Annotated in this window: 20 protein-coding genes; 17 read left to right on the forward strand and 3 right to left on the reverse strand. The window is 33.5% G+C overall.

Going from position 1 to position 23074, the window contains the following annotated elements:
- Positions 1-134 precede the first annotated feature (134 nt).
- Positions 135-1031: a gliding motility-associated ABC transporter ATP-binding subunit GldA gene (gene gldA, locus KFZ70_RS08610; protein ID WP_139695201.1), complete on the reverse strand. Its 897-nt coding sequence runs from the start codon at positions 1029-1031 to the stop codon at positions 135-137.
- 461 nt (positions 1032-1492) lie between these two features.
- Between gldA and KFZ70_RS08615 the strand changes: the two genes are divergently transcribed.
- From KFZ70_RS08615 to KFZ70_RS08635, 5 genes are all read left to right on the forward strand, one after another.
- Complete coding sequence (locus KFZ70_RS08615; RefSeq protein ID WP_139695200.1) at positions 1493-2320, forward strand: prephenate dehydratase; 828 nt, start codon at positions 1493-1495, stop codon at positions 2318-2320.
- Positions 2317-3462, forward strand: a complete 1146-nt coding sequence (locus tag KFZ70_RS08620; protein ID WP_139695199.1) for a pyridoxal phosphate-dependent aminotransferase — start codon at positions 2317-2319, stop codon at positions 3460-3462. Before KFZ70_RS08615 ends, KFZ70_RS08620 begins: the two co-directional genes overlap by 4 nt.
- A gap of 2 nt (positions 3463-3464) precedes the next feature.
- A complete protein-coding gene (locus tag KFZ70_RS08625; RefSeq protein ID WP_139695198.1) occupies positions 3465-4316 on the forward strand; it encodes a prephenate dehydrogenase in 852 nt (283 codons plus the stop codon).
- A 10-nt stretch (positions 4317-4326) separates the two neighbouring features.
- Complete coding sequence (locus KFZ70_RS08630) at positions 4327-5409, forward strand: bifunctional 3-deoxy-7-phosphoheptulonate synthase/chorismate mutase type II (protein WP_139695197.1); 1083 nt, start codon at positions 4327-4329, stop codon at positions 5407-5409.
- 122 nt (positions 5410-5531) lie between these two features.
- Positions 5532-6062: a hypothetical protein gene (locus KFZ70_RS08635; RefSeq protein WP_139695196.1), complete on the forward strand. Its 531-nt coding sequence runs from the start codon at positions 5532-5534 to the stop codon at positions 6060-6062.
- Positions 6063-6117: 55 nt separating this feature from the next.
- Here the strand turns inward: KFZ70_RS08635 and KFZ70_RS08640 are convergent, their stop codons facing one another.
- Complete coding sequence (locus KFZ70_RS08640; protein ID WP_139695195.1) at positions 6118-6570, reverse strand: hypothetical protein; 453 nt, start codon at positions 6568-6570, stop codon at positions 6118-6120.
- Positions 6571-6655: 85 nt separating this feature from the next.
- Here KFZ70_RS08640 and rsgA point away from each other — a divergent pair, with 85 nt between their 5' ends.
- The 11 genes from rsgA (at position 6656) to ctlX (ending at position 18658) form a co-directional block, all read left to right on the forward strand.
- Positions 6656-7606 (forward strand): ribosome small subunit-dependent GTPase A, encoded by a 951-nt coding sequence (gene rsgA / locus KFZ70_RS08645; RefSeq protein ID WP_139695194.1) that lies wholly within the window; start codon positions 6656-6658, stop codon positions 7604-7606.
- The gene (gene dtd / locus KFZ70_RS08650) at positions 7603-8055 is read left to right on the forward strand and encodes a D-aminoacyl-tRNA deacylase (protein ID WP_139695193.1); all 453 of its coding nucleotides are present in this window, start codon (positions 7603-7605) and stop codon (positions 8053-8055) included. The genes rsgA and dtd overlap by 4 nt, the downstream gene beginning before the upstream one ends.
- Positions 8055-8585 (forward strand): metal-dependent hydrolase, encoded by a 531-nt coding sequence (locus KFZ70_RS08655; protein WP_139695192.1) that lies wholly within the window; start codon positions 8055-8057, stop codon positions 8583-8585. Before dtd ends, KFZ70_RS08655 begins: the two co-directional genes overlap by 1 nt.
- 67 nt (positions 8586-8652) lie before the next feature.
- Complete coding sequence (locus KFZ70_RS08660; protein ID WP_139695191.1) at positions 8653-10581, forward strand: DUF3857 domain-containing protein; 1929 nt, start codon at positions 8653-8655, stop codon at positions 10579-10581.
- Between the two features lie 4 nt (positions 10582-10585).
- A complete protein-coding gene (locus KFZ70_RS08665) occupies positions 10586-12601 on the forward strand; it encodes a transglutaminase-like domain-containing protein (RefSeq protein WP_139695190.1) in 2016 nt (671 codons plus the stop codon).
- Positions 12602-12928, forward strand: coding sequence for a nucleotide pyrophosphohydrolase (locus KFZ70_RS08670; protein WP_139695189.1), 327 nt, complete (start codon positions 12602-12604; stop codon positions 12926-12928).
- Between the two features lie 37 nt (positions 12929-12965).
- Positions 12966-14189 carry a 3-phosphoshikimate 1-carboxyvinyltransferase gene (locus tag KFZ70_RS08675; RefSeq protein ID WP_139695188.1) on the forward strand — a complete coding sequence of 408 codons (1224 nt, stop codon included), beginning with the start codon at positions 12966-12968 and terminating at the stop codon, positions 14187-14189.
- Positions 14190-14347: 158 nt separating this feature from the next.
- Positions 14348-15397 (forward strand): tRNA preQ1(34) S-adenosylmethionine ribosyltransferase-isomerase QueA, encoded by a 1050-nt coding sequence (queA, locus tag KFZ70_RS08680; RefSeq protein WP_139695187.1) that lies wholly within the window; start codon positions 14348-14350, stop codon positions 15395-15397.
- Positions 15398-15589: 192 nt separating this feature from the next.
- Positions 15590-16630, forward strand: coding sequence for a 23S rRNA (adenine(2503)-C(2))-methyltransferase RlmN (rlmN, locus tag KFZ70_RS08685; protein WP_139695186.1), 1041 nt, complete (start codon positions 15590-15592; stop codon positions 16628-16630).
- A 44-nt stretch (positions 16631-16674) separates the two neighbouring features.
- On the forward strand, positions 16675-17652 hold the full coding sequence (locus tag KFZ70_RS08690) for a polyprenyl synthetase family protein (protein WP_139695185.1): 978 nt from the start codon (positions 16675-16677) through the stop codon (positions 17650-17652).
- Between the two features lie 73 nt (positions 17653-17725).
- Positions 17726-18658, forward strand: a complete 933-nt coding sequence (gene ctlX / locus KFZ70_RS08695; protein ID WP_139695184.1) for a citrulline utilization hydrolase CtlX — start codon at positions 17726-17728, stop codon at positions 18656-18658.
- Between the two features lie 10 nt (positions 18659-18668).
- Here the strand turns inward: ctlX and KFZ70_RS08700 are convergent, their stop codons facing one another.
- Positions 18669-20762: an ATP-binding protein gene (locus KFZ70_RS08700; protein ID WP_139695183.1), complete on the reverse strand. Its 2094-nt coding sequence runs from the start codon at positions 20760-20762 to the stop codon at positions 18669-18671.
- 521 nt (positions 20763-21283) lie between these two features.
- Here KFZ70_RS08700 and argS point away from each other — a divergent pair.
- Entirely contained in the window at positions 21284-23065 is a 1782-nt protein-coding gene (gene argS, locus KFZ70_RS08705) for an arginine--tRNA ligase (protein ID WP_139695182.1), read from the forward strand.
- Positions 23066-23074 lie beyond the last annotated feature (9 nt).

The raw sequence follows: 23074 nt of genomic DNA on the forward strand, positions 1-23074 counted from the left end.
TCTTTTTTGTGTTTAAACTTACTTGGGCAAAATTAATATGTTATTATAATGTCATAGATGACTTTTGTCATAAATCACGCTTATATTTCTAACGTTTTCGTGTTTATGAATTAAGATTATAAATTAGCTTTTAATTAATTAGTTGTGAGCTCTCTAAATAAAGTTTCTAAGCTGGTGTTTTTTTGATTAAGCTGCAGGATTTTTAATTGATTGTCATGAGCAAAATCAAAGACATGAGCGCGCATGTCATCAGAGGTTTTAAAGGTGATTTCATAAATAAAATCATGGGTGTTTACAACCTTATGCGCTTTTGGAAGTTGTAGTAGAAAAGCATCTTCAACACGGAAGTCAAATTCTACAATGACCACTTGCTCCTTTTCATCACGAAGATCTTTTAATTTTTTGTCGGCCACAATTTCGCCCTTATTAATAATAATCGCACGATCGCACATAGCTTCAACTTCCTGCATAATATGAGTTGACAAAAACACTGTTTTTGTTTTTCCTAAAGATTTAATCAGGCCTCTAATGTCTACTAGTTGATTTGGATCTAGACCTGTTGTAGGCTCATCTAAAATTAATACATCGGGATTGTGTAGTAGTGCGTTTGCTAAACCCACACGTTGCCTATAGCCTTTTGATAGTTGCCCTATTTTTTTATGTGCTTCAGCGGTTAAACCTGTGAGGTCAATAACCTCGTTAATACGTTGATTGTTTACATGATATATGTTGGCATTAAAGGCTAAATATTCTTTAATATAGAGGTCTAAATACAACGGGTTGTGTTCTGGCAAATAGCCAACACTTTGTTGAACTTGCTGTTTGTTGGCGTTTACATTAAACCCATTCACCTTTGCCGTGCCTTGATTGGCAGTAAGGTAGGTGGTTAGTATTTTCATCATGGTTGATTTTCCTGCGCCGTTAGGTCCTAAAAAACCAACTATTTCAGGCTTATCAACTTTAAACGATATATTATTTAAAGCTTTTTGATTACCATATAATTTTGAAATTCCAACTACTTCAATAGACATATTTAAAATTATTTATTCAAAAGTACATGAATTTTTTCATTTGAAAATTGAAGAACGTGAAATGAAACATGAAAGATTAACCAAATAATTATAGAGATGAAATAAAGTGTTATAATCTCCTGCATGAAAAGTTTAGTTTTTTAATAGAGAAAAATAATTGATTATATAACGTAAAGGAAGTTTTACTGTAAAATCTTTAAAACTTTTGGGAATTTTAAAAAAAGTAGATTTTGTTAGTTTATTTCTTAAAATAATATTTAATTTAGCGGCGTAATTATGATAAGAACAGTGTATTATACATATTTTAACAATTATTTCTTTTTTAGTAAAAGAAACGAGGCGTTGTATGTATAATTTAAAAAGCTAAATTAATATATAAGTCTCGATGAAAATCGAGATTTTTTTTTGTCTAACGTTTTGTAAGATAAAAAATAAAAAGACAGAAACTAAATTGTGTAATTTTGATAAAAACGGTAGCCATACAGGGAGTTAAAGGGTCATTTCATCACATAGTGACCCAGCAGTTTTTTGAGAATGCTGTAGATTCTATTGAGTGTTTAACTTTTGATAGAGTGGTTGATGCTTTAATAACTAAAGAATGTGATGCGGCTATTATGGCCTTAGAAAACTCTATTGCAGGGTCAATTATTCCTAATTATGCATTGATTGATAAATTTGGGTTGCATATTGTAGGAGAACACTATTTAGATATTCAGCATAATTTAATGGCACTGCCTAATCAACGTATTGAGGATATTGAAGAAGTGTATTCACACCCTATGGCTTTGTTACAATGTAAAGAGTTTTTTAAAATACACCCACATATAAAATTAGTTGAAGATAAAGATACTGCTGAAGTCGCTCAGCGCATTCAAGAGCAGCAATTAAAGGGTATTGGGGCTATTGCTAGTGTAACGGCTGCTGAAATTTTTAATCTAAATATTTTAGCACATGGTATACAAACCATAAAGCATAATGAAACCCGATTTGTAATTATTAAGCGAACTAATTCAGAGGTGAATCAAAGTGATATTAATAAAGCCTCCATAAAATTTGAAGCTAATCATAAACGAGGTAGTCTAGCTGCTATTTTAAATGTAATGAGTGATTGTAAACTGAATTTAACAAAAATACAGTCGTTACCAATTATTGAAACACCATGGAAATATGCGTTTTTTGTAGATGTGACTTTTGAAAACTATAAAGATTTTCAAAAAGCAAAATCGTTAATAGATATCATGGGTGATGGGTTTAAAGTTTTGGGTGAATATAAAAATGCAAAGTTATGATTGAAGTAGCAGACCGTTTACAGACCGTTGAGGAATATTACTTTTCAAAAAAATTGAGAGAAGTAGGGATGCTAATTGCAAGTGGGAAACCAATTATTAGCTTAGGAATAGGGAGTCCAGATTTACAACCTCCAGCGAAGGTTCTTGAGGCTGTAAATTATAGTCTTAAAGATGCTAATGCACATAAGTACCAGAGTTACCAAGGACTTCCTGAGTTGAGATCTGCGATTTCAGAATTTTATAAGATGCATTTTTCTGTGAGTTTAAGTCCGTCTTCAGAAATTCTTCCTCTAATGGGAAGTAAAGAAGGTATTATGCATATATCTATGGCATATCTTAACGAAGGAGATGAGGTGTTAATTCCAAATCCAGGGTATCCAACTTACCAATCGGTAACAAAATTGGTTGGAGCTAAAGGGGTGTCTTATAATTTGGATGCTGGCAATAATTGGCAGCCAGATTTTAAAGCTCTTGAGCAGCAAGACTTGTCAAAAGTAAAATTGATGTGGGTTAATTATCCACATATGCCAACAGGAGCACAGCCCGATAAGTATGTTTTTGAGAATTTAGTGGCGTTTGGGAAAAAGCATAATATTTTAATTGTTAATGATAACCCGTACAGTTTTATACTGAATGATAATCCTAGAAGTATTTTGAGTGTTCCAGGCGCTAAAGAAGTTTGCTTAGAGCTCAATTCATTAAGTAAAACGTTCAATATGGCTGGTTGGCGTGTAGGTATGGTAGTTGGTGCTCCAGAGTATATTAGTAATATTTTAAAAGTAAAGAGTAATTTTGACTCGGGCATGTTTTATGGAATACAAAAAGGTGCCATTGAAGCTTTGAAATGTTCAAACATGTGGTTTGCAACATTGAATAATGTATATCAAGAAAGGCGTAAGCTAGTATGGCAACTTGCAGATGCCCTAAATTGTACCTACGATGAAAATGCAACAGGTATGTTTATTTGGGCCAAATTGCCTGATCATGTGAAGTCAGAAGAGTTTATAGATAAAGTACTTAAAGAAAATCATATATTTATTACACCAGGAACCGTGTTTGGTTCGCAGGGGGAAGGGTATGTTAGATTTTCATTATGTGCTTCAAATGAAGCAATAGAAGAAGCTGTTGCAAGAGTACAATAAGGATGAAGAATATATATGCCATAGGAGTAGGTTTGATTGGTGGAAGCCTTTGCTTAGATATCAAAAAAAATAATCCAGAAGCTGTAATTCATGGTGTTAGTAGAAAAGATGCCACGCTTAACAAAGCTTTAGAGCTTAATATTATTGATAAAAAAGCAACGCTTGATGATCTGGGAAATGCTGATTTAGTGATTATTTCTATACCAGTTGATGCAACGGTTACCTTATTGCCAACGGTATTAGATAAAATTTCAGACACGGGGTTGGTGGTTGATGCAGGGTCTACAAAAGTAGATATATGTAAAGCGGTTGAAAATCATCCAAAAAGAAGAAACTTTTTAGCTATGCATCCTATTGCTGGTACCGAACATTCTGGACCAACAGCTGCGTTAGAAGGTCTGTTTGTTGGCAAAACAAATATTGTTTGTGAAGTAGAAAAGACCACCTTTAAGCTTCAGGAAAAAGCCTTAAAACTATTTTCAGATATTGGTATGCGCATGCGTTATATGAATCCTGAAGCACATGATAAACATATTGCTTATGTATCGCATTTGTCACATATAAGTTCATTTATGCTGGGGAAAACAGTAATTGAAAAAGAAAAAAATGAGCGTGATATTTTTGATATGGCAGGTAGTGGATTTGCCTCAACCGTACGTTTGGCTAAAAGTTCGCCAGAAATGTGGACACCTATTTTTAAACAGAACAAAACTAATGTTATTGAGACATTAGAAGAATATATAAATAATCTCACGCATTTTAAACAGTTAATGGAAGCAAATGATTTTGATGCTATAAACAGTGAGATGGAAAATACAAATCATATAAAAGATATATTAAAAGGAATTAGTTAAGAGTAAAATTATGGAGAACAAAAAAGAAATGAGAACCTGGTTAGATGATTTAAATTTAGATCATCCGTTAGTAATTGCAGGTCCATGTAGTGCTGAAACCGAAGAGCAAGTTTTAAAAATTGCACATGAGCTAAAAGATACTGATGTTAGTTATTTTAGAGCAGGTATTTGGAAACCAAGAACACGCCCAGGGATGTTTGAAGGGGTGGGAGCCTTAGGTTTAAAATGGCTACAAAAAGTAAAGGAAGAAACTGGGATGAAGATTTGTACCGAAGTTGCAAACGCAGCTCATGTTAAGCTAGCTTTAGAACATGATGTGGATTTGCTATGGATTGGAGCACGTTCAACAGTTAGTCCTTTCATTATGCAAGAAATTGCAGATGCTTTAGAAGGAACAGATAAACCTGTTTTGATAAAAAATCCTGTAAATCCAGATTTAGCTTTATGGTTAGGTGGCATTGAAAGAATTTATGCTTCTGGTGTTAAAAATATTGGAGCAATTCATAGAGGGTTTTCAACATATGAAAAATCTAAATATAGAAACACTCCAGAATGGCAGTTGGCTATTGAATTTCAAAATAAATTTCCTGATATTCCATTAATCAATGACCCGTCTCATATTACAGGAAAAAGAGATATGATTTTTGAGGTGTCTCAAGAGGCATTAGATTTAAATTTTGATGGTTTAATGATTGAAACACATCATGATCCTGAAAATGCTTGGAGTGATGCGGCTCAACAAGTAACACCAGCTAGTTTAGTTCAAATTATGAAAGATTTGAAAATAAGAAAAGAAACTAATGCGGAAGAAGATTATACCAATACATTAAACAAATTAAGAGCACAGATTGATGTTGTTGATAATCAAATTATAGAATTATTAGGAAAACGTATGAAGGCTGCCGATGGCATTGGAGAGCTTAAAAAATCTAAAAACGTTGCGGTATTACAGTCAAAGCGCTGGAATGAAATTTTAGGTAAAATGGTTCTTGAAGGAGAGCAGCACGGATTAAGTGAAGAGTTTGTATTGAAAATGTTCAAAGCAATTCACCAAGAATCTATCAATCATCAAGAAAAAATCATCAACGGTTAAAAATGTGATGTATTATTATATTTTAAAAAAGCCTTCTATCTGGAAGGCTTTTCTATTTATATAATTTAACAAGAAAAAGTCTTACATTTATAAAGTGTTGTTAATCAAGTAAGACCTGTGTTATGAAAAGAATCATGTTATTTTTTATTTTGCTTTGTATTCTTAATAGTTATGCACAAAGTGAGTATGAAAATGAAACAGAAGAAAAAGAATTAAAAAACGAAGTTATTTTTGAGTTTGGTTTTACACATATTCCTAAAGCTTTTGAAGAAGGTAAACTTGAAGAATCTCTTTTTGTGCCAACAATAGGTGTTGGTTATTATAGAGAAATTACAGCAACCTGGTCATTAGGTATGGTGTTAGACTTAGAATTGGCAGATTATTTAGTGCCTTTTGGTAGAGAGGATTTAGAGCGGGATAGAGCTTTTATTCTAGCGGTTTTAGCAGGTTATAGTTTCGCTAAGAATTGGAATATAATTGCTGGTCCGGCAATAGAATTTGAGAAAAACAAAAATTTATTTGTATTAAGAGGTGGTTTAGAATATGGTATTGAGTTAGGGAGTAATTGGGGAGTCTTGACCTCTTTTGTTTATGATTTTAAAGAAGAATATGGTACTTGGGGACTCAATATAGGAGTGTCGAGAAAATTCTAGAAAGGATTGCCTAAAAACAAGATTAAGAGACAATCCTTATAATGTTTTGAAGTATTTACGGTCTATTTCTTTTAAAAACATAACGTGTTATAAAGATGCCGTTGCCATCACCCTTTCCTGCGTCGCTTTCCACGCCACTAGTTACAAAGGCTAATTCCCATCCTTCTTCTGCCATAGCATTTACTTTAGAGTTAACAAGAGCGTCGTTAGCCGCAATATTTTGAAAGCGAATACCTGCTAAGTTATAAAAGTTTAATAGTTTGGTTTCTTCAAAATCTTTCACCCGAATATCACCTCGCTTTGATTTGTTTCTAGAATTGTCTTCTTCTGTTTGTTCTGAAGTGAAATCTTCATAATTTCTTTCATCAGTGGCCGAAATCAGTCTAGAACGTCCTAGACCACTAGGAACAATAGATTCAATAGTTGTAATTATCTTATACTCTACTTGAGCATGCATTTCAAAAAAAGAAAAGAAAATAAGACTTAAGGCTAAAATTGTGTTTTTCATTCGGTATGTTTTTATAAATAATGACACTAAGATAATCTTTTTCTTAACTTGAAAAGTTGTTAATTTGTATTATTATTGACACTTCATGACAGGACAAGTTTATAAATCGACAGGAAGCTGGTATACCGTAAAAAACCAATTAGGGCATACTTATGAATGCAGAATCAAGGGGAAATTCAGAATAAAAGGAATAAAGAGTACCAATCCTATTGCTGTAGGAGACATGGTTGATTTTGAGTTGGAAACTAAGAATAATGAGGAAACGGGTGTTATTAATAAAATACATGAGCGAAAAAATTTCATAGTTAGAAAGTCAGTAAACCTTTCAAAACAAACGCATATTATAGCTGCCAATTTAGATCAGGTTTTCTTGATGATTACTATTAATAATCCGCCAACGCTATCTAGTTTTATTGATCGTTTTTTAGTCACTGCTGAAGCCTATTCCATAAAAACGGTTTTACTGTTTAATAAAATTGACACCTATGATCAAGAAACACTTGATGAGGTGCGTTACTTGGCACATGTGTATAGAAAAATAGGTTATGAATGTATCGGGGTTTCAGCGGTGACTGGTAAAAATGTTGATAAGGTAAAAGCGTTAATGCAAGATAAGGTAAGTATGTTTTCTGGGCATTCGGGAGTTGGTAAATCTACGCTTGTTAATGCCATAGAGCCTTCATTAAACATAAAAACTAAAGCCATCTCTACACAGCACATGCAGGGTCAACATACCACTACATTTGCAGAAATGTTTGATCTTGATTTTGGCGCAAAAATTATTGATACACCAGGTATTAAAGGCTTTGGTGTGGTTGATATGGATAAAGAAGAAGTAGGTGATTATTTTCCCGAGTTTTTTAAGTTAAAACAAGATTGTAAGTTTAATAATTGTTTGCATGTTCAAGAGCCACAATGTGCTGTTAAAAATGCTTTAGAAGACGGGGACGTGGAATATTCGCGCTATCGCAGTTATTTACAGATTATTGAAGGTGAAGATGAGCATTATAGAACTGATATTTGGGATAAAGAATGAAGATAGTTATTCAAAGAGTTACTTCGGCAGGTGTAACCATTGATAAAACCCAAGTTGCCACCATAAAAAAAGGCTTATTAATATTACTTGGCGTTGTAAACAATGATGCAAAGGATGATATAAAATGGTTGTCAAATAAGGTAGTGAATTTGAGAATTTTTAGCGATGAAAATGGTGTGATGAATAAATCGGTTGTTGATGTTGATGGTGATATCATTGTGGTTAGTCAATTTACATTACATGCTTCTACCAAAAAAGGGAATAGACCCAGTTATATTAAAGCAGCGAAGCCTGATATTGCCATTCCCTTGTATCAAGCATTTGTGAATCAGCTTGAAACAGACTTGGGTAAAAAAGTGCAAACAGGGCAATTTGGTGCTGATATGAAGCTGGATTTAGTCAATGATGGACCAGTAACTATTATCATGGATACTAAGAATAAAGAGTAATGGCCTCAATTTTTGGACACGCCGCAGTAGGCTATACCTTAACCAAGCTTACAGGGAAAAATCAATTAAAATGGCTGCTACCACTAGCGGTTTTTTCTACAATTTTACCAGATTTTGATGTTATTGGATTTCGTTTAGGTATTCCTTATGAACACCCTTTAGGACATCGGGGTTTTACACATTCTATTAGTTTTGCTCTCATATGGGCAGCTTTGGTCATGTTTAGTTTTGGTAGAGCTAGTAAATTAGTATGGTTTTTAATTATTTTTTTCGCTACACTTTCTCATGGTATTTTAGATGCCATGACCAGTGGAGGTATGGGTGTGGGCTTTTTCATTCCGCTTGATAACCAACGTTTCTTTTTTCCCATCAGAGAAATTAAGGTGTCTCCTTTAGGAATTAGAAGTTTTTTTTCGTCGTGGGGATTAAAGGTTGTTTTAAGTGAATTTATTTTTGTCTTACTCCCTTGTCTTACAGTGCTTTTAACGAATAGGGTGGTGAAACGACTTCAAAAAACATCAAAAAGATGACTTTTCTCATGTAAATGTAAGTGTAATTTTACTTATATTTAGACATTAAACCCAACTAATAAGCTAAATGATTCCAAAGTTTTTTGTGAATATACTCTTTGTATTCACTAGTTTTCTTGTGGTTAGCCAAGACTTGTCCTATAACGCACTTACAATCTCTCCAGATTTAAAGAAAGATGCCAATGCCATTATAAGGTTAAATGACGTTTCCATTGTTATGGAAACAGCTAGTAAAATGTATACTAAAGGAAAAAGAGTGGTTACGGTATTTAATAAGAGAGGTAATAAGCATGTTAATGCTCATGCCTATTATGATGAAACTACCAAAATAAAAGACCTAAAAGCTATTGTTTACGATGGGTTTGGTGAACCACTTAAAAAAATTAGAGAAAGCGACTTTAAAGATGTGAGTGCGGTTGATGGAGGGACTTTATATTCGGACTCTCGCGTAAAGTATTTAGAATATACCCCAGCGTCATATCCCTATACGGTGGAGTTTACCTATGAAATTGTTAATGAAAACACAGCCTTTATCAGGTCGTTCACCCCAATAAACGATTATTTCCTGAGTGTTGAAAATAGCCAGTATAGTATTGCATACGGTGAAGAAATTCAACTAAGAACCAAGGAAAATAATTTTAATGCTATTGAGTTGATCAAGGAGGATAAACCCGGAATACTAAAATTTAGGGTTAAAGATATTCCTGCTTTTGAACCAGAGGCTTATAGTCCTGCTACCAATGTTCTCTTGCCAGAAGTTATGATTGCATCAGATAAGTTTGTTTATGAAGGCGTGTTTGCGGATGTAAATAATTGGAAATCTATGGGAAGTTGGTTTCATAATAATTTACTGAAAGGAAGGTCTGCGATATCAACAGGAACAAGAAGCAAAATTTTAAAATTAGTAGATGGGGTTGATAACCCTATTGAGAGAGCAAAGATCGTTTACCAGTTTGTGCAGGATAATGCTAGGTACATAAGTGTTCAAGTTGGAATTGGCGGAATGCAACCAATTTCGGCAATAGAAGTTGATTTATTAAAATATGGGGACTGTAAGGGGTTATCAAATTACACAAAATCTTTATTGGAAATAGCAGGTGTAGAATCGTATTATACAAGGCTGTATGCTTCTCGGGACAATGTTTTAAATGTAAAAAATGATTTCGTTTCTTTTCAAGGGCAGACAAACCATGTTATTCTGAATATACCTGATAATGGTAATGATATTTGGCTTGAATGCACAAGTCAAGATGCGCCATTTGGTTTTATAGGGGCTTTTACTGACGATCGAGATGCTTTAGTTATTACACCAGAGGGTGGTCAAATCAAGCATACCAAAAAGTATCTTCCTGAAGAAAGTCTTCAAAGCATTAGTGGAGAATATTCGCTTACTGGTGCAGGTGATATCAAGGCGGAGGTAGTGATAAAATCTATGGGTATTCAATATGATGATAAATATAAGTTGGATAGCGAGACACCACGTGAATTAGACAAACATTATAAAACCAGATGGCGGTATATAAATGGATTGGTACTTCATGATTTTAAAATTGTTAATAATAAAGACGATGTTATATTTTCTGAAAACGTAGTGTTTGAAGCTTCAAAATACGCAAAAATTGTAGGAGATAGAATGCTATTTTCAGTAAATGCGTTTAATAGAAATAGAGAAATTCCAAATAGGTATCGGAACAGGAAATTTCCACTAAAAATAAATCGTGGGTTTAAAGATGTTGACGTTTTTACAATTACACTTCCAAAAGGCTATAAAATTGAAGCCCTACCTCATGATGTCCTTATTGAGAATAAATTTGGCAGATACTTAGCTGAAGTGCAGAAAATTGATGAAACTACAATAAAATATAGTAGAGAATTTACCGTGCTTGATGGTCAATTTCCCAAGGAAAACTATGCTAAGTTTAGAGACTTCTTTAAAACCGTTGCAAAAAATGATAATGCAAAAATTGCCCTAATTAAAACTAATACTAACCCATAGACAAATGAGAAAAATAATTGTACTATTTGGATTTTTATGTGCTATTTGTGTGCAAGCACAAGATTATAAATTTGGTAAAGTTTCAAAAGAAGAACTAGAACAAAAGTTTAATTCAACAGACTCCTCGGCAAGTGCTACCTATTTGTATAAGTATAGAAATTCTTTTTTTGAATACACACAAGAAAAAGGTTTTGAGTTGATTACAGAAGTTTATGAACGTGTCAAAATTTATAATAAAGATGGTTTTGACTATGCAACCAAACAATTAAGTCTTTATAAGAGTAATAGTAATGAGGAAAATTTTACCGGACTAAAGGCTAGTACCTATAATTTAGAAAAAGGAAAAGTTGTTGAAAGTAAAATATCAAAAAGTGCAATTTTTGAAAATGAAGCATCGAAATACAAAAATAAAGTAAAGTTTACCATGCCCAACATTAAAGAAGGTTGTGTCATTGAATATAAATATAAGATTATGTCACCCTTTTTATCAAATGTTGATGATTATGTGTTTCAATATGATATTCCAATAAACAAGCTATATGCCAAATTTCAGTCTCCTGAATATTTTGTTTTCAAAGTCAATACTAAAGGTTTTTTTGCGGTAACACCCAAAGTTGAACGTAAAACAGGTAGAATTTTGATTAATACTAAAACTAGAAGTTCAGGGTCTGGTTTTTCTTCTGTTAGAACTTCTTTTGAGTCTTCTCAAATTGAATATATCACAAACGTGTCTACCTATGAATTAGATAATGTTCCCGCAATGAAAGAAGAACCTTATGTGAATAATATAAACAATTATCGCTCATCAATTAATTATGAATTATCTTATACTCAGTTTCCTTATTCTAGAGTGGAATACTATTCAACAACATGGGAAGACGTGGTGAAAAACACTTATGAAAATGAAGACTTTGGAGGGCAATTAAAAAAAACCGGCTATTATGAAAATGAAGTGGATGCCCTTTTGGCTTCCGTTTCAGATCCCAAGCAAAAGGTAACTTTTATATATGATTTTGTGAAATCACAAGTTAAATGGAATGGTTATTATGGGTATTTAACAGATGTGGGTGTAAAAAAAGCGTATAAAGAAAAAGTAGGTAATGTAGCCGAAATCAATTTAATGTTAACTTCAATGCTTCGCTATGCAGGTATACGTGCATATCCTGTGTTAGTTAGTACAAGAAACCACGGAATTCCTTTATTTCCAACTCGTGAAGGATATAATTATGTCATAACTTGTGCAAAGTTTGATGATGGCAGTGAAGTGCTACTTGATGCTACAAGCTCTTATTGTCATCTCAATGTTTTACCTTTTAAGGCTTTAAACTGGAAGGGAAGAGCGATTAATGAGCAAGGCAATTCAACGTTTGTTGATTTGTATCCAAAAAAGTTATCGCAAGACATTACTGTACTAATGATTGATTTGAATGAAGATGGAAGTATTCATGGTAGTTGTCGTAAAACAAAATCAAATTACCGAGCCTTAACTTATCGAGAAAAATATAACGGAATTGATAAGGATGACTATATTGAGAAATTAGATAATAAATATAATGGTATTGATATACTAGAATTTGAGGTTAAGAATAGTACAGATTTAGGAAAACCCATTGTTGAAACCTTTGAGTTTGAAAAAGAAAGCCAGGCAGATATTGTTGGTGATAAACTATACTTTTCGCCATTATTCTTTTTTAAAGAAAATGAAAATCCGTTTAAATTAGAAAATCGAGAATATCCCGTTGATTTTGGTTATCCTTTTCAAACTTCATTTAGAATTATCATAAATTTGCCCGAAGGCTACAAAATTGAAAGCTTACCAGAAAAAGGAGCGTTTTCACTTCCTGAAAACCTGGGAATATTTCAATATAATGTCGTTGGAATGAAAAACCAAATTCAAGTTACTATAAAATCAAGAATAAATAGTTCCATCATTGGTTCTGAGTATTATGTGGCTTTAAAAACGTTTTTTAGTGAAATTGTAAATAAAGAAGCAGAACAAATCGTTTTAACAAAAGTATAAATGAATATAGAAAACGCACAGATAGTTGTAGATAATTGGATTAAAGAGCATGGGGTTAGATATTTTAATGAGCTAACCAATATGGCACAGCTTACCGAAGAAGTAGGTGAGGTTGCCAGAATTATTGCTAGACGCTATGGTGAGCAAAGTGAAAAAGAAAGTGATAAAAACAAAGATTTAGGGGAGGAATTGGCCGATGTGCTATTTGTGGTACTCTGTTTGGCCAATCAAACGGGAGTAGACCTGCAAGCCGCTTTTGATAAAAGAATGGATAAGAAAGCAAAACGAGATCATGATAGGCATCATAATAACGAAAAATTAAAGTAAATTAGCCGCTTCTTAAAAATTCTATTTAAAAAAGGGTATGAACTTTACGCTAGAAAAATCAAAAGTTGCAAAAAAATCATCAATACAAATAACAGGCTCAAAGAGTGAATCTAATAGGTTGTTACTACTTCAGGCTTTATATCCTGAAATCCAGCTGAACAATGTTTCAAATTCTGATGATAGCAATTTAATGATAAAAGCCTTGGCGTCAAGTGAAGAAGTGGTTGACATTCATCATGCAGGAACTGCTATGCGGTTTTTAACGGCTTATTTTTCAATTCAGGAAGGTAGAGAAACGGTGCTTACAGGATCAAAGCGAATGAAGGAACGCCCCATAAAAATTTTGGTAAAAGCTTTACAAACGCTAGGCGCAGAAATAAGCTATATTGAAAATGAAGGTTTTCCTCCTATAAAAATTAAAGGAAAGAAACTGTTAAAACACAAAGTATCTCTAAATGCTAATGTAAGTAGTCAGTATATTTCGGCACTTTTATTAATCGCTTCAAAACTTGAAAATGGTTTAGAACTTACTTTAGAGGGCGAAATAACGTCGGTACCCTATATAAAAATGACCTTGGCCTTGCTTGATGCCATAGGTGTAACATCCTTATTTGAGGGGCAGGTGATTTCTGTAAAACCAAATACAAAAAAGGCTACTGTTAAAAGTTTAACTGTTGAGTCAGATTGGTCTTCGGCATCGTACTACTATAGTATAGTTGCTTTAAGTGATATAGGTACAGAAATCAGGTTGTCATCCTACAAATCAAATTCGTTGCAAGGCGATTCTGTTTTAGCAAAAATCTATAAGCATTTTGGGGTTTCAACGGTATTTCAAGAAGACACTGTGGTTTTAAGCAAAACAGAGTCAAATGAGATAGCTTTAAAATTAGACTTAAGAAGCGCACCAGATATTGCTCAAACTATTGCAGTGACTTGCTTTGCATTAGGCATGTCTTGTGATTTGACAGGGCTTCATACCTTAAAAATAAAGGAAACAGACAGGTTGGTAGCTTTAAAAACAGAGATTAAAAAATTGGGAGGAAACATAGAAATAACAGATGAATCCTTGCATTTAAAGCCGTCGAATACCATAAAAGACTATGTTTCTATAGGAACCTATCATGATCACAGAATGGCCATGGCATTTGCGCCTTTAGCTTTAAGAGTACCTATCGTTATTGAGGAAGCCATGGTGGTTTCAAAGTCGTACCCCACTTTTTGGGATGATTTAGAATCTATAGGATTTCAAATAAACAAATAATAATCACCTATTTACTTGACAACCCCTAGTCTTAGATTGTATATTTGCAGCCTTTCAATTCATTTTGAATATGAAAGTTGTAACATCTGCTTTTGAAAAATTTAAAACAGGCTTAGAAAGTAGACTTTAAATTGAATAATAAAAAATAAAAAAAACACATGAAATTATCAAACTTCGGCTTCAATCTGCCTAATGAATTGTTAGCAGAATATCCAGCAGAAAATAGAGATGAATCGCGTTTAATGGTTTTAAACAGAAAAGACCAAACCATTGAGCATAAAATGTTTAAAGATTTAATTGACTATTTCAATGAGGATGATGTTTTAATTCTTAACAATACTAAGGTTTTTCCAGCACGTTTATATGGAAATAAGGAAAAGACAGGGGCAAGAATTGAGGTGTTTTTATTAAGGGAATTGAATGAAGAGCAACGTCTTTGGGATGTGTTGGTTGATCCTGCCAGAAAAATTAGAATTGGAAACAAACTATATTTTGGTGATGATGACACCTTGGTAGCGGAAGTTATTGATAACACAACTTCAAGAGGGCGTACCCTACGCTTTTTGTATGACGGGTCATATCGTGAGTTCCGTTTAAAGTTGAGAGAGCTTGGTGAAACACCGCTTCCTAAGTATATAAAAAGAGACGTAGAGCCAGAAGATGAAGATAGATATCAAACTATTTTTGCTAAAAACGAAGGAGCTGTAGCCGCTCCAACTGCTGGTTTACACTTTTCTAAACATTTGCTTAAACGCTTAGAGATTAAAGGGGTTAATTTTGCAGAAGTAACGTTACATGTTGGTTTGGGTACTTTTAATCCTGTAGAGGTTGAAGATTTGTCAAAACACAAAATGGATAGTGAGGAGATAAAGATTGATGAAAAGGCGGTTGAAATTGTAAATAAAGGTATTCAAGAAAAAAGACGTGTTTGCGCTGTGGGAACTACAGCTATGCGTGCTATAGAAAGTTCTGTGTCTTCAAGCGGATTATTAAATGAAATGGAAGGCTGGACTAATAAGTTTATTTTTCCTCCGTATGATTTTAGCATTGCTAACTGTATGATTACCAACTTTCATACACCAAAATCTACCTTATTAATGATGGTTTCTGCTTTTGCAGGACATGATTTTATAAAGCGTGCTTATGATGAAGCGGTAAAAGAAGGCTATAAGTTTTACAGTTATGGAGATGCCATGCTGATTTTATAACAAGTAAAAACCAAAAAAGTAATGGCCTCTAAATTTTTAGGGGCCTTTATTTTATAGTAAGTCTTGTACTTAAATAGTCCTATACAGAAGAATGTCAGTAATACTTCAATCTTCAACACAAAAATAGGCTTGTATTGAATTCACAATATATTCTTAAAATAATAATTAGCTTTCACTATTTTTACAACGCTTATGGCCACACAGAAAAAAGATATACGCGCATTATCTAAGGAGCAACTTAGAGATTTCTTTTTACAGGAAGGCGAGAAAGCCTTTAGAGGTAATCAAGTGTATGAATGGCTGTGGCAAAAGTCGGCGCATAGTTTTGAAGATATGACTAATATTTCAAAAGAAATGCGAAATATGCTTGAAAATAACTTTGTCATAAATCATATCAAAGTTGATACCATGCAGCGGAGTGCAGATGGTACTGTGAAAAATGCGGTGCGTTTACATGATGGGTTAATTGTAGAGTCTGTATTAATTCCAACATCAACAAGAACAACTGCATGTGTCTCTAGTCAGGTAGGATGTAGTTTAGATTGTAAATTTTGCGCAACGGCACGTTTAAAACGCATGCGAAACTTAAATCCTGATGAGATTTATGATCAGGTGGTTGTTATTGATCAAGAAAGTCGTCTATATCATAACCGCCCACTGAGTAATATTGTGTTTATGGGTATGGGAGAACCACTCATGAATTATAATAATGTGTTGAAGGCTATTAATAAAATTACGTCGCCTGAAGGTTTAGGTATGTCACCAAAGCGTATTGTTGTTTCAACATCGGGTGTGCCTAAGATGATAAAAAAAATGGCCGATGATGGGGTAAAATTTAAATTAGCCGTGTCATTACATTCAGCTATTGATGAGGTACGAACATCTATTATGCCGTTCAATGCTAGTTTCCCATTAAGCGATTTAAGAGAAGCTTTGCAGTATTGGTACGCTAAGACCAAAAATAGAATTACTTATGAATATGTGGTTTGGAATGGTATAAATGATAAAAGAAAAGATGTTGATGCCTTAGTGGCGTTCTGTAAATTTGCGCCTAGTAAGGTAAATCTTATTGAATATAATCCTATTGATGATGGTGTGTTTCAGCAGGCCAATTCAAAAGTACTTGATATGTATCAGAGTGTTTTAGAGGCTAATCATATTACAGTGACCGTTAGAAGAAGCCGAGGGAAGGATATTGATGCGGCTTGCGGACAATTAGCAAATAAAACCTAAAATGTAACTTCTAAGTTTTATATTTGACGTCATAATACATTGATTTGAAAATTGTAGAGCAGATAAAACAACCTATAGGCTTTGAAATGGATCTTTTTGAACAAAAGTTCCAACTTTCAATGTCTAGTAAAGTAGCCCTTCTTAATAGAATTACCCATTATATTGTTAACCGAAAGGGAAAACAAATGCGCCCCATGTTTGTGTTTTTAGTAGCAAAGATGGTAGCTAACGGAGAGGTTAGTGAACGAACCTATAGAGGTGCCTCAGTCATTGAACTTATTCACACGGCAACATTGGTTCATGATGATGTTGTTGATGATAGCAACCGCAGAAGGGGTTTCTTTTCGGTCAATGCTCTCTGGAAAAATAAGATAGCTGTTTTAATTGGTGATTTTTTATTATCAAAAGGTCTGTTGTTGTCTATTGATAATAATGATTTTGATTTACTTAAGATTATTTCGGTGGCCGTACGTGAAATGAGTGAGGGTGAACTACTTCAAATAGAAAAAGCACGAAAACTTGATATTACAGAAGATGTATATTATGAAATCATTCGGCAGAAAACAGCAACGCTCATTGCGGCCTGTTGTAGTTTAGGCGCTGCCTCTGTTAAGCCTGGTTCACGTTATGTGGAAGACATGAGAAAGTTTGGAGAACTTATTGGTATGGCCTTTCAAATAAAAGATGATTTATTTGATTATGGCGAAACTCAAATAGGGAAACCCACAGGTATTGATATTAAGGAACAAAAAATGACTTTGCCGTTAATACATGTTTTAAATCAAGCTTCAAAAGAGGATAAGAAATGGTTGATAAACTCTATAAAAAACCATAATAAAGATACCAAAAGAGTTAAAGAGGTGATTGCTTTTGTGAAAACACATGGAGGCTTAGATTATGCTGTTTCTAAAATGAAGGCATTTCAAAAGGAGGCCTTACAGATGTTAGAAGATTACCCGAAATCTGAATTCAGAGCCTCGCTTGAACTGATGGTAAATTATGTGATTGATAGAAAAAAGTAAACAATTTCTATCGGTAATAATAACAATCTATTTCGATAAATAGCCATACATTTAACGCGAAATTTTACTTAATATGTCACAAACTACAAATGCCATTTTGATGGTGCGTCCAGTTAATTTTAGAATGAATGAACAAACCGCAGTTAATAACTATTATCAAAAAGTTTTAGATGATATCTTACCCGAAACAGTAAATGCAAAAGCGCAAAAGGAGTTTGATGTCTATGTGGACAAATTAAGAGGTATAGGTGTTCATGTTATTGTGGTTGATGACCTCAAGGAGACCGATACGCCAGATTCTATTTTTCCAAATAACTGGGTGTCATTTCATGAAAATGGCGATGTTGGATTATATCCTATGTTTGCTGAAAACCGAAGATTAGAGCGCCGTGAAGATATTTTAGAAACTTTAGAGAACAGCGGGTTTGTAATAAATAATATTGTTGACTATACGAGTGCCGAAGACGATGATGTTTTCCTTGAGGGCACAGGAAGTGTAGTGCTAGATAGAGTGAATAGAAAGGCGTATTGTGCATTGTCACCAAGAGCTGATGAAGATTTATTCATTGAGTTTTGTGAAGATTTTGAGTTTACCCCAGTAATTTTTACAGCCTATCAAAGCGTTGAAGGGGATCGCAAGGCTATTTATCACACTAATGTTATGATGTGCGTGGCAGAAACCTTTGCTGTGGTTTGTCTAAGTAGTATTGATGACAAAAAAGAACGAAAAAATGTGATAAAGCATTTAAAGGAAGATGGAAAAGAAATTATTGATATTACAGAAGAACAGGTCAATAATTTTGCAGGAAACATGCTTCAAGTACAAGGTAAAAATGGATGTTATTTAATTATGAGTCAGGCCGCTTATAATAGCTTGTCAAATTATCAGATAGCTGTATTAGAGAAGCATACTAGAATTATGTCTAGTTCATTAGATACTATTGAAGCTTGTGGAGGCGGTAGTGCCAGATGTATGATGGCTGAAGTGTTTTTGCCTAAACAATAACTAAAGAGAACTAGTCACTAGATGGTTTAGATTTTGGTAGCTGCACATAAAACGTACTTCCAACACCTTGTGTACTTTCAACCCAAATTTTACCATTATTAAGTTCTACCAATTCTTTACAAATAGATAAACCTAAACCAGTGCCTTTTTCGTTATTGGTTCCTACTGTTGTAAAAGAATTGCTTTTAAATAATTTTTCTAAGTTTTGTTTAGAAATACCTATACCCGTATCAGCAACACTTAAAATACAGCTACCATTGCTAATATGGTTAGAAATAGTAATGGTATCACCTTTTTTGCAAAATTTTAAGGCATTGGCTAAAAGGTTTTGAATGACTATTTCAATCATGCTTCGGTCTGCATAGGCAAAATCACGCAATGAATGGTCAACCAAATCAATACCCTTGTTTTCTAATCGCTGTTCTATGAGTCTTACTTTACTCTCAAAAACCTCCTGTATGTCAAACAAACTAGGTTTAGCGTCTAAAGATTGCATTTGAGATTTAGACCAATTCAATAAATTAAATAAAAGTAGAGAGGCATTATTGGCATTTTCACTTAACTCAGGAATAAGATTGTCAAACTCTTCACGTGACAAGGAGCCGTCCTTCAATAAATCGATAAAACCATTTATAGAAGATAGAGAATCTTTTAAGTCATGAGACACAATAGAAAATAATTTATCCTTAACATTGTTTACATTTTCAAGATGCTTTGTTTGTTCTTGGAAGGCTTCATTTTGAAGTTCTATTTTAATGTTTTTTTCTTCCAATTCCTGCATGTATTTTATATTGCTATTCCTTTTTAAATAAACTAAAATCAAAAAGGTAGAAACTATAGCTAAGGCAGCCAGTAAGCCGTAAAAGATTAATTTGAACTTACCAATTTTTTCGTCGTCAATATGGTTTGATGATTTATTCTCAAATTGGCTAACGTTTAAGTTGTTTTTGTTTTCTATTTCCTTTGGTAAGGTAGTAGGAAGTTCTTGGTCAATATCGGTTAGAGGGATATTAATGTTATTAACATCTACTTTTACTTGATGGCGTTTCAGTTGGTTATTTAGTTCATAATATTTGCGTTGCCAAACAAACGCTCTATCAAAATTGTGTCTAATGGAATCAAGCGATTTCATTAATTTGTAATGCTTAAGGAGTTCTTGTTCATTCCCTATTTTTTCGGCAATTTCTCCGGCTTGAAGCAATTGCTTTTCGGCAATTTTTAATCTAGATTGTTGAATGTTTAAATGCCCTAAATTGTTTAAAGCTATAAGTAATCCAGATTCGTTTTCCGTTCTGAAATTAACATTGTACCCTTGAACAAGGTATTTGGTGGCTTTTTCATAATCATTAAACTGAAGGTATTCCCCACCTAATTTAGGAAGAATGAAGCCTCTTATCGAGTCATTTTTTGAAGCAGAACTTGCCAATACGCGCTCGTAATACTCAATGGCTTTTCTGTGTTCTTTTTTATTCGAATAAAGCTCTGCCAACCTACTGTAAGATTCAATCATTCCAGTGCTGTCTCTAACCTGTTCTTGTGCTTCAGAAGCCTTTAAATAAAACTGAATAGCATTGTTATATGCTTTAATGTTATAGTAGGCCTTAGCCAAATTACTGTAAGATGCATTCAGTTCACGAACAAGATGCCTTTTTTCTAGTTCTTTAATAGCCGATAAGGCATACTGCAATCCTTTGTTGTAGTTCCCTCTCTTAATTTCTATGAGGCCAATGCTATTATTAACTCTTGCAATGCCAAGCGTGTCACTAAGACTTTTGTATAATGCTTTAGCTTTGTCATAGCCACTAATAGCATTAATGTAGTCATTTTTTTTGGCGTAAATAAGGGCTTTGTAATAGGTTGTTTCTGCTATAGCCTGATTATATTTTAATTGGTTTGATAGTTTTTCACTTTCAATAATATATTTTAGGGCTCTATCAAAATCTTGAATGTTATAAAGTGATTTGATAAGTTTTAAGGATGTGTCAACCTTCATGGAATCTTGTTCTTGAAAGGCAAGTTCCAAAGCAAGGCTGTCTATTTCATTAGTTTGGGAAAAACTGATAGACGCACATAGTAAAATTACTAAAGTAATTATTCTCCTCATACAACGTTTTAATTACAACATTTTAATAAAGCTGTAACAAGCGTCTTAATTTTGAGGGAAAATAAGAGAACTTTATTAAGCTGTAATCGTTAGTTAGTTTATTTGGCCATTTTCATGGCAGTAATAGCATTACTAAACAAAATTTGGAAAAAGCACTTTCAAAATCTAATTTTTAGGTTTTAATACCAATAAATTAGACGAAATGAGACCCAAAAATCAGTCAAAAAATCGATGAATAGATGAACGGCACAAATCATAGAAAAAGTGCATTTTTGTCGATGAAATACACTGTTGAAATATCCTGAGTTTTTGAAAAAATTAATGTATTAAAAATCATGATGTTATCTTTTTTTTATTCTTACGTTTTTCGTTGTCTTGTAATAGATATAGGTAAAAGCGTTTAAAGGTTAAGGTCTTGTCCTATTTGAGAAGAAGAAAATGCTAGGTTTCAATAAGAGCACCATTTAGCAGCTAAAAAGAGTAAAAATCTTTTTATCTTTGCAGGCTTAAATACATGATACATGAGTCTTCAAAATATCTTATCAAATTACGTTAAACAAGCGGTTAAATCTGATTTTAATATTGATTTAGCATCTGTAGAGTTTCAAGCAACGCGAAAAGAGTTTGCTGGAGATATTACGGTGGTGATTTTTCCAATGTTACGCTATATAAAAGGGAATCCTGTTCAAATAGGAGAAACTATTGGAGCATATTTAGTGGCTCATGTTGAAGAAGTAAAAGCTTATAATGTAGTTAAAGGGTTTTTGAATGTTGAAATTAGTGATGCCTATTACTTAAGCATTTTCAATAAGATAAAAGGGGAAACTTCATTTGGATTTGTTACACCAAAAGAAGGTGAAAAAGCAATTATGGTGGAGTATTCTTCTCCAAATACAAACAAACCCTTACACCTCGGTCACATTCGAAATAATTTATTAGGCTATAGTGTTGCCGAAATATTAAAAGCGTCTGGGCAAAAGGTATACAAAACACAAATTATAAATGACAGAGGTATTCATATTTGTAAAAGTATGCTGGCGTGGCAACGTTACGGCAATGGTGAAACACCAAAGAGTACTGGGCTTAAGGGTGATAAACTTGTGGGTAATTATTATGTGAAATTTGATCAAGAATATAAGAAGGAAATAGAAGATTTAGTAGCGCAAGGCAATACCACCGATGATGCCAAGAAAAATGCTCCTCTTTTACTAGAGGCTCAAGTTATGTTACGTCAATGGGAAGCAGGAGATGAAGCGGTTGTAGCACTTTGGAAAAAAATGAACGGATGGGTGTATGATGGATTTAATGAAACCTATAACAATTTAGGAGTTGATTTTGATACGTTGTATTATGAAAGCAATACCTATTTATTAGGAAAAGAGTTTGTTGCTGAAGGGCTGGCATCGGGCGTATTTCAAAAAGAAGCAGATGGTTCTGTATGGTGTGATTTGACTGAAGAGGGCTTAGATAAAAAAATAGTGCAACGTGCTGATGGAACCGCGGTATATATGACTCAAGATATAGGTACGGCTATTCAGCGTATAAAAGATTTTCCAGATGTTGGTGGTATGGTTTACACCGTTGGTAATGAGCAGGATTATCATTTTCAGGTGTTGTTTTTAATTTTAAAGAAGCTTGGTTTTGAATGGGCTAAAAATCTTTACCATTTAAGTTATGGTATGGTGGATTTGCCTAGCGGAAAAATGAAAAGTAGAGAAGGAACTGTTGTTGACGCTGATGATTTGATTGATGATATGGCTAATACGGCAGAAGAAATTTCTGAAGAATTAGGGAAACTAGAGGGTTATTCAATTGAAGAAAAGAAAGCACTCTATAAAACAATAGGCTTGGGAGCTCTTAAGTACTATATTTTAAAGGTAGATCCTAAAAAGCGCATTCTTTTTGATCCTAAAGAGTCTATCGATTTTCAAGGTAATACAGGTCCTTTTATTCAATATACATACGCGAGAATTCAGTCTATTCTAAGAAAAGGTCATTTAAATATTGAATCAACAGATTTTGAAGGTTTGAGTTTGCATGACAAGGAAAAAGCATTATTGAAGCAAATTCAATTATTCCCTGAGGTGGTTCAAAATGCAGCAAAAAACCATAGCCCTGCTTTAATTGCTAATTACACGTATGATTTGGTGAAAGAGTTTAATTCGTTCTATCAGAATGTATCCATTTTAGGCGCTGATAACGATACAGAAAAAACATTTAGGGTACAATTATCTTATGTGGTTGCCAATACCATAAAAAAAAGTTTTTCTTTATTGGGTATTGAGGTGCCAAGTCGTATGTAGCAATTGAAA

It is taken from the genome of Allotamlana fucoidanivorans (assembly GCF_045788535.1).
GTDB lineage: Bacteria > Bacteroidota > Bacteroidia > Flavobacteriales > Flavobacteriaceae > Allotamlana > Allotamlana fucoidanivorans.

Excerpts from the sequence above, each read along its gene's own strand:
- queA (WP_139695187.1), top strand. The coding sequence starts at position 14,348 with ATGAAATTATCAAACTTCGGCTTCAATCTGCCTAATGAATTGTTAGCA.
- KFZ70_RS08655 (WP_139695192.1), top strand. The coding sequence starts at position 8,055 with ATGGCCTCAATTTTTGGACACGCCGCAGTAGGCTATACCTTAACCAAG.
- KFZ70_RS08640 (WP_139695195.1), bottom strand. The coding sequence starts at position 6,570 with ATGAAAAACACAATTTTAGCCTTAAGTCTTATTTTCTTTTCTTTTTTT.
- KFZ70_RS08620 (WP_139695199.1), top strand. The coding sequence starts at position 2,317 with ATGATTGAAGTAGCAGACCGTTTACAGACCGTTGAGGAATATTACTTT.
- argS (WP_139695182.1), top strand. The coding sequence starts at position 21,284 with ATGAGTCTTCAAAATATCTTATCAAATTACGTTAAACAAGCGGTTAAA.
- gldA (WP_139695201.1), bottom strand. The coding sequence starts at position 1,031 with ATGTCTATTGAAGTAGTTGGAATTTCAAAATTATATGGTAATCAAAAA.
- KFZ70_RS08675 (WP_139695188.1), top strand. The coding sequence starts at position 12,966 with ATGAACTTTACGCTAGAAAAATCAAAAGTTGCAAAAAAATCATCAATA.
- KFZ70_RS08635 (WP_139695196.1), top strand. The coding sequence starts at position 5,532 with ATGAAAAGAATCATGTTATTTTTTATTTTGCTTTGTATTCTTAATAGT.
- KFZ70_RS08630 (WP_139695197.1), top strand. The coding sequence starts at position 4,327 with ATGGAGAACAAAAAAGAAATGAGAACCTGGTTAGATGATTTAAATTTA.
- rlmN (WP_139695186.1), top strand. The coding sequence starts at position 15,590 with ATGGCCACACAGAAAAAAGATATACGCGCATTATCTAAGGAGCAACTT.
- KFZ70_RS08625 (WP_139695198.1), top strand. The coding sequence starts at position 3,465 with ATGAAGAATATATATGCCATAGGAGTAGGTTTGATTGGTGGAAGCCTT.
- ctlX (WP_139695184.1), top strand. The coding sequence starts at position 17,726 with ATGTCACAAACTACAAATGCCATTTTGATGGTGCGTCCAGTTAATTTT.
- dtd (WP_139695193.1), top strand. The coding sequence starts at position 7,603 with ATGAAGATAGTTATTCAAAGAGTTACTTCGGCAGGTGTAACCATTGAT.
- KFZ70_RS08670 (WP_139695189.1), top strand. The coding sequence starts at position 12,602 with ATGAATATAGAAAACGCACAGATAGTTGTAGATAATTGGATTAAAGAG.
- KFZ70_RS08665 (WP_139695190.1), top strand. The coding sequence starts at position 10,586 with ATGAGAAAAATAATTGTACTATTTGGATTTTTATGTGCTATTTGTGTG.
- KFZ70_RS08660 (WP_139695191.1), top strand. The coding sequence starts at position 8,653 with ATGATTCCAAAGTTTTTTGTGAATATACTCTTTGTATTCACTAGTTTT.
- KFZ70_RS08700 (WP_139695183.1), bottom strand. The coding sequence starts at position 20,762 with ATGAGGAGAATAATTACTTTAGTAATTTTACTATGTGCGTCTATCAGT.
- rsgA (WP_139695194.1), top strand. The coding sequence starts at position 6,656 with ATGACAGGACAAGTTTATAAATCGACAGGAAGCTGGTATACCGTAAAA.